6 protein-coding genes are annotated in these 7,060 nt (G+C 71.0%); all 6 read left to right on the top strand.

The window, feature by feature from the left end; translation table 11 throughout:
- Positions 1-377 (top strand): urease subunit beta (ureB, locus tag StrepF001_RS43705; RefSeq protein ID WP_129803630.1); only part of this gene is annotated, 377 nt, incomplete at its 5' end.
- The gene (locus StrepF001_RS43700; RefSeq protein WP_129803629.1) at positions 374-2,044 is read left to right on the top strand and encodes an urease subunit alpha; all 1,671 of its coding nucleotides are present in this window, start codon (positions 374-376) and stop codon (positions 2,042-2,044) included. The genes ureB and StrepF001_RS43700, both read left to right, overlap by 4 nt.
- A gap of 11 nt (positions 2,045-2,055) precedes the next feature.
- Positions 2,056-3,099 (top strand): agmatine deiminase family protein, encoded by a 1,044-nt coding sequence (locus tag StrepF001_RS43695; protein WP_129803628.1) that lies wholly within the window; start codon positions 2,056-2,058, stop codon positions 3,097-3,099.
- 10 nt (positions 3,100-3,109) lie between these two features.
- Positions 3,110-3,709: a TetR/AcrR family transcriptional regulator gene (locus StrepF001_RS43690; protein WP_129803627.1), complete on the top strand. Its 600-nt coding sequence runs from the start codon at positions 3,110-3,112 to the stop codon at positions 3,707-3,709.
- Positions 3,710-4,059: 350 nt separating this feature from the next.
- Positions 4,060-5,664, top strand: coding sequence for a citramalate synthase (gene cimA / locus StrepF001_RS43685; protein ID WP_129803626.1), 1,605 nt, complete (start codon positions 4,060-4,062; stop codon positions 5,662-5,664).
- A gap of 78 nt (positions 5,665-5,742) precedes the next feature.
- Positions 5,743-7,060, top strand: a 1,318-nt coding sequence (locus StrepF001_RS43680) for a hypothetical protein (protein WP_129803625.1), incomplete at its 3' end; no start/stop codon positions are given.

The raw sequence follows: 7,060 nt of genomic DNA, 5'->3' as shown, positions 1-7,060 counted from the left end.
GGCTGGGGGAGCAGGGCCCGGGGGCGCTGCTGCCGGGGCCCGAGCATGCCGAGCCCGAGGCGGTCGTCCGGCTGACGGTCACCAACACCGCCACCGTGCCGGTGTCCGTGACCTCGCACTTCCACTTCTTCGAGGCCAACCCGCGGCTCGCCTTCGACCGCGCGCAGGCCTACGGCATGCGGCTCGCCGTCCCCGCCGGGTCCTCCGTGCGCTTCGGGCCGGGAGAGAGCGTCGAGGTCGGGCTCGTGCCGATCGGGGGTGACCGCATCGCGATCGGCTTCGCCGGTCTGGTCGACGGGGCGCTGGACGCGCCGGGGGCGAAGGAAGAGGCCCTGCGCAGGGCCGCTGCCTGTGGATATCTGGGAGCTGAGCGGTGAATCCGTACGAGTACGCCGGTACGCACGGCCCGCGCGCGGGCGACCGCATCCGTCTGGGCGACTCGGGGCTGGTGATCCGTGTCGAGTCCGACTCCCAGCAGTACGGCGACGAGTTCCTCGCCGGTTTCGGCAAGACCGCCCGGGACGGACTGCACCTCAAGGCCGCCGCCGTCCGCGAGACCTGTGACGTCGTCATCAGCAACGTCGTCGTCATCGACGCGGCGCAGGGCATACGCAAGGTCTCCATCGGCATCCGCGAGGGCCGGATCCATGCCATCGGGCGGGCCGGCAACCCCGACACCCTCGACGGGGTCGACGTCGTGGTCGGCACGGGCACCTCGATCGTGTCCGGGGAGGGGCTCATCGCCACCGCCGGGGCCGTCGACACTCACGTCCACCTGCTGTCGCCGCGCATCATGGAGGCCTCGCTGGCATCCGGCGTGACCACGGTCATCGGGCAGGAGTTCGGGCCGGTGTGGGGGGTCGGGGTCAACTCGCCGTGGGCGCTCAGGCATGCGTTCAACGCCTTCGACGCCTGGCCGGTCAACATCGGGTTCCTGGGGCGGGGTTCGTCCTCGGTGGCAGCTCCCCTGATCGAGGCGCTCGCCGAGGGTGGCGCGAGTGGCTTCAAGGTGCACGAGGACATGGGCGCCCATACGCGGGCGTTGGACACCGCGCTCCGGGTCGCCGAGGAGTACGACGTCCAAGTCGCCCTGCACAGTGACGGATTGAACGAGTGCCTGTCCGTGGAGGACACCCTCCGCGTCCTTGAGGGCCGCACCATCCACGCCTTCCACATCGAGGGCTGCGGCGGCGGACACGTGCCGAACGTGTTGAAGATGGCGGGAGTTCCGAACGTCATCGGTTCCTCCACCAACCCCACCCTCCCCTTCGGCCGGGACGCGGTCGCCGAGCACTACGGCATGATCGTCTCCGTCCACGACCTGAAAACCGACCTGCCGGGCGACGCCGCCATGGCCCGCGACCGCATCCGCGCCGGGACGATGGGCGCCGAGGACGTGCTGCACGACCTGGGCGCGATCGGCATCACCTCGTCGGACGCGCAGGGCATGGGCCGGGCCGGCGAGACCGTCCGCCGTACGTTCGCGATGGCCGGGAAGATGAAGGCCGAGCTCGGCGCCCCGGACGAGCACGACAACGAGCGCGTCCTGCGCTACATGGCGAAGCTGACCATCAACCCGGCCATCGCACACGGCCTTTCCCACGAGGTCGGGTCGATCGAGGTCGGCAAGCTGGCCGACATCGTGCTGTGGCGGCCGGAGTACTTCGGGGCCAAGCCGCAGCTCGTGCTGAAGGCGGGCTTCCCGGCGTACGGCGTGGTCGGTGACCCGGGCGCGGCGACCGACACCTGCGAACCGCTGGTCCTGGGGCCGCAGTTCGGGGCATACGGTGCCACGCCCGCCGACATCTCGGTCGCCTTCGTCGCACAGGCGGCCGTGGACCAGGGCCGGGACTCCATGCCGACGCGCCGCCGCAGGGTCGCCGTCCGCGGCACTCGCGGCATCGGCCCCGCCGACCTGCGCCTCAACTCCCGTACCGGATCCGTCGACGTCGACCAGCGCACCGGCCTGGTCACCCTGGACGGCGAGCCGCTCCGCTCCGAGCCGGCCGAGTCCGTCTCCCTCAACCGCCTGTACTTCCTGTGAGGCTCCGCGAAATGACCACCCCCGCCGCCGACGGCTTCCGCATGCCCGCCGAGTGGACCCCGCACGAGCGCACCTGGATGGCGTGGCCGGGCCCCAACCCCACCTTCGACGACCCGGACGACCTCGTCGCGGCCCGGGTCGCCTGGGCGTCGGTCGCCCGCACGATCCGCCGCTTCGAGCCGGTGACGGTGGTGTGCGGCCCCGGACAGTCGGCGGAAGCGAAAAGCCTGTTGGGCGAGGGAATCGACACCGTCGAACGCCACCTCGACGACGCCTGGATGCGCGACATCGGCCCCACGTTCCTCAGCGACGGCAACGGTGAACTCGCCGCGGTCGACTGGACGTTCAACGGCTGGGGAGCCCAGTCCTGGGCTCGCTGGGAGCACGACGCGAAGATCGCCGCGTATGTCTCGGACCTGGCGGGTTCCGCAAGGACGTACACCTCGGAGCTCGTCAACGAGGGCGGCGCCGTCCATGTCGACGGCGAGGGCACGGTCCTGCTCACGGAGACCGTGCAGCTCGGCCCCGAGCGCAACCCGGACTGGACGCGCGAGGAGGTCGAGGCGGAGATCCACGCCCATCTCGGCACCCGCAAGGCGATCTGGCTGCCGCGCGGCCTCACCGGCGACTACCCCCCGTACGGCTTCGGCACCCTCGGCCATGTCGACATCGTCGCCGCCTTCGCCCGCCCCGGCGTCGTGGTCGCCCACCATCAGCCCGACCCGGCGCACCCCGACCACGAGGTGACCAAGGAGATCATCGGCCTGCTGAGGGCGCAGACCGACGCCCGCGGCCGCCGCCTGGAGGTCGTCGAGGTGCCCGCCCCGACCGTCCTGGAGACCGACGGCCACTGGGCCGACTACTCCTACATCAACCACTACCTCTGCAACGGCGGCGTCGTGCTGTGCGCCTTCGACGACCCGCGCGACGAACTCGCCGCCGGCATCTTCCGCCGCCTCTTCCCCGAGCGGACCGTGACGCTGGTGGACGCCCGTACGATCTTCGTGGGTGGTGGAGGCATCCACTGCATCACGCAACAGCAGCCGAAGATCTAGGAGCCGTCGGATGGCCGGTGCGCGGAAGAACGCCCCGCCCCGCGAGGCCGTCCTCGCCGCCGCCATGGAGATGATCGCCGAGCGCGGTCTGGAGAAGCTCACCATGGCGGCGCTCGGCCGCGAGGTCGGCATGAGCAGCGGTCACCTGCTCTACTACTTCCACTCCAAGGACGAGCTGCTGCTGCAGACCCTGGAGTGGAGCGAGGGCCGGCTCGGCGTCGAGCGCGGCCGGCTGCTCAGCCGCACGGCCACGGCCCGCGAACGCCTCGACGCCTACGTCGACCTGTATGTTCCCGACGGCCACCGCGACCCGCACTGGACCCTCTGGCTGGAGGTCTGGAACCGCTCGCAGAACGCCGACGACGGCGCCCGCGACCGGCAGTCCGCGATCGAGGGCGCCTGGCATCGCGACCTGGTGGCGCTGCTCGCCGAGGGGGTGTCGCGCGGCGAGTTCCGCCCGGTCGACCCGGACCGCTTCGCAGCCCGGCTGCGCGCGCTGCTGGACGGCTTCTCCATCCATGTGGCGATCGGGCTGCGGGGGACGGACCGGGGGCAGGTTCTCGGCCACGTCCGGGAGTTCCTGGACGAGCATCTCCCCGCGGACACCTGACCGGTCACGAACCGGTGCCGCCAGGCGTGACGTATGCGCTGAGTCACCCGGGGTTCGCATTCTGAGACGGCGATGAGGCCGGGGGCAGGTTGTGCCAGACTGCCCCCGTGCTCTCGTTCGCCACGATTATTGGCAGCAGGCGCGCCGGTCCGCAGTGACCGCCACGTACGACCACGTACGGGCGGACACCGTCGTCCTCGACCCGCGCGCAGACCTCTCGCACCCGCGAGAGGTTTTTCGCATTTCTGGCCCACCTTCAGCCGGAGGCTCAGCGCGCGGGATCATGGGAGGACGGTGGAACCGGTCATTCCGGTACTGACCGAGATCCATACATCAGGAGCCTTCAGACCATGACGGAAACCAGCGAGCTGGACGACTCGTTCCACGTCTTCGACACGACCCTGCGCGACGGCGCCCAGCGAGAGGGCATCAACCTCACCGTCGCGGACAAGCTGGCCATCGCACGGCACCTGGACGACTTCGGTGTGGGCTTCATCGAGGGGGGCTGGCCGGGCGCCAACCCGCGGGACACCGAGTTCTTCGCCCGCGCCCAGCAGGAGATCGACTTCCGGCACGCCCAGCTCGTCGCCTTCGGCGCCACCCGCCGCGCCGGCACCACCGCTGCCGAGGACCCGCAGGTCAAGGCTCTTCTGGACGCGGGCGCCCCGGTGATCACGCTGGTCGCCAAGTCCCACGACCGGCATGTGGAACTGGCCCTGCGCACCACGCTCGACGAGAACCTCGCGATGGTCCGCGACACGGTGTCGTACCTGCGCGAGCAGGGCCGCCGCGTCTTCGTCGACTGCGAGCACTTCTTCGACGGCTACCGCGCGAACCCCGAGTACGCCAAGGCCGTCGTCCGTACGGCATCGGAGGCCGGCGCCGACGTCGTCGTGCTGTGCGACACCAACGGCGGCATGCTCCCGGCGCAGATCCAGGCGGTCGTCTCCACGGTCCTGGCCGACACCGGCGCCCGGCTCGGCATCCACGCCCAGGACGACACGGGCTGCGCGGTCGCCAACACCCTCGCCGCGGTGGACGCGGGCGCGACCCATGTGCAGTGCACGGCGAACGGCTACGGCGAGCGCGTCGGCAACGCCAACCTCTTCCCGGTCGTGGCGGCCCTGGAGCTGAAGTACGGCAAGAAGGTGCTGCCCGAGGGCCACCTCCGCGAGATGACGCGCATCAGCCACGCCATCGCGGAGGTCGTGAACCTCACCCCGTCCACGCACCAGCCTTATGTAGGCGTGTCCGCCTTCGCGCACAAGGCGGGCCTGCACGCCTCCGCCATCAAGGTCGACCCGGACCTGTACCAGCACATCGACCCCGAACTGGTCGGCAACACCATGCGCATGCTGGTCTCCGACATGGCGGGCCGCGCCTCCGTCGAGCTCAAGGGCAAGGAGCTCGGCATCGACCTCGGCGGCGACCGCGAGGTGGTCGGCCGGGTCGTCGAGCGCGTGAAGGAGCGCGAGCTCAAGGGCTACACGTACGAGGCCGCCGACGCCTCCTTCGAACTGCTGCTGCGCACCGAGGTCGAGGGCAAGCCTCTGAAGTACTTCGAGGTCGAGTCCTGGCGCGCGATCGTCGAGGACCGCCCCGACGGCAGCCACGCCAACGAGGCCACCGTGAAGCTGTGGGCCAAGAGCGAGCGCATCGTTGCGACCGCGGAGGGCAACGGCCCGGTCAACGCTCTCGACCGCGCCCTGCGCGTCGCACTGGAGAAGATCTACCCGCAGCTCGCCAAACTCGAGCTGGTCGACTACAAGGTCCGCATCCTCGAGGGCAAGCACGGCACCCAGTCCACGACCCGCGTCCTGATCTCCACGTCCGACGGGGCGGGGGAGTGGTCGACGGTGGGCGTCGCGGAGAACGTCATCGCCGCGTCGTGGCAGGCCCTCGAGGACGCGTACACCTACGGCCTGCTGCGGGCCGGCGTGGAACCCGCCGCGTAGAGCGTGGGTGCCGGTCCCGGGGAATTCCTCCCCGGGACCGATGTCCGTTTCTGCCCCTGTTCAGGTAGCTTCGAACGTATGAAGGGTGCGCTGGTACAAAGGCTCCTACGCCTGTTGATCGTGCCTGTCGCCGCCGTGCTGGCGGTGCTGCTGGCCGGTGCGCCCGGCGCGTACGCGGCCACCGACCTGTCCAAGGTCGCCGAGGCCCTGCGCGAGAGTCCGGTCTACGTGGACCCGGCCGCGTCCGACGTGCTGTCGGAGTCGGACGCCGACGCGCTCGCCGACAAGATCCGGGACGCGGACAAGCCCGTCTTCGTGGCGGTCCTCCCGTCCGATTACCCCACGCAGAACCTCTTCCAGAACCTGCGCACGGAAACCGGCGTCACAGGCCTGTACGGCATCCGGCTCGGCGACGAGTTCGACGCGCGGGCCGACAGCGCCGTGCTCAGCCGCAATGCCGTGTCCAATCTGGTCACGTCCGTGCAGAGCGCGGGCGACGCCAAGGCCCAGCTGAACGACTTCGTCGACGGCGCGCTGCGCAACGTGGGCGGCGCGGCGCCGAGCAGCTGGAGCGAGGGCACCGGTGACGGCGTGTCGACGACCGCCCTGATCACCTTCGGTGCGGTGCTGGTGGCCGGGGGCGCGGGCGCGTACACGCTGGTCCGCCGCAACCGCCGCCGCCACGAGGAGGACCAGCGGGCGGCGCTGGAGAAGCTGCGCGTCGTGGTCGACGAGGACATCACGGCCTTCGGCGAGGAACTGGACCGGCTGGACTTCCACCCCGCCGAACCCGGCGCCGACGACGCCATGCGCGCGGACTACGAACGCGCGCTGGACGCGTACGACAAGGCGAAGTCGCTCATGGCGGCCGCGCAGAAACCCGAGGACGTACGCGCGGTGACCCAGTCGGTGGAGGACGGCCGCTTCTCGCTCTCCGCCCTGGCCGCCCGCCGCGAGGGCCGCCCGCTCCCCGAGCGTCGCCCGCCCTGCTTCTTCGACCCGCGCCACGGCCCCTCGGTCGCCGACGCCACCTGGACACCGTCCGGCGGCGCGACCCGCGAGGTCCCGGTCTGTGCGGCGGACCAGGCCCGCCTCGCCGACGGTGCCGACCCCATGGTGCGTGAGGTGGACACCGAATACGGCCGCCGTCCGTACTGGGAGGCGGGCCCGGCCTACGGCCCCTGGGCCGGCGGTTACTTCGGGGGCGGCATCCTCCCCGGACTGCTCATCGGCACGATGCTCGGCAGCCTGATGTCCACGCCGGCGTACGCCGCCGACTACGGCTCCGGTTACGGCGACTTCGGCGCCGGCGGCTATGAGGGCGGTGACGTCTCCGGCGCGGACTTCAACACCGACGACTTCAGCGGTGGCTGGGGCGGCTTCGGCGGTGGGGACT

Origin of the sequence: Streptomyces sp. F001, from assembly GCF_004187715.1 — a bacterium.
Taxonomy (GTDB): domain Bacteria; phylum Actinomycetota; class Actinomycetes; order Streptomycetales; family Streptomycetaceae; genus Streptomyces; species Streptomyces flavusporus.
Note: the sequence above shows the minus strand (reverse complement) of the source record. Positions and strands in the feature narration are given on the sequence as shown.

Excerpts from the sequence above, each read along its gene's own strand:
- cimA (WP_129803626.1), top strand. The coding sequence starts at position 4,060 with ATGACGGAAACCAGCGAGCTGGACGACTCGTTCCACGTCTTCGACACG.
- StrepF001_RS43695 (WP_129803628.1), top strand. The coding sequence starts at position 2,056 with ATGACCACCCCCGCCGCCGACGGCTTCCGCATGCCCGCCGAGTGGACC.
- StrepF001_RS43690 (WP_129803627.1), top strand. The coding sequence starts at position 3,110 with ATGGCCGGTGCGCGGAAGAACGCCCCGCCCCGCGAGGCCGTCCTCGCC.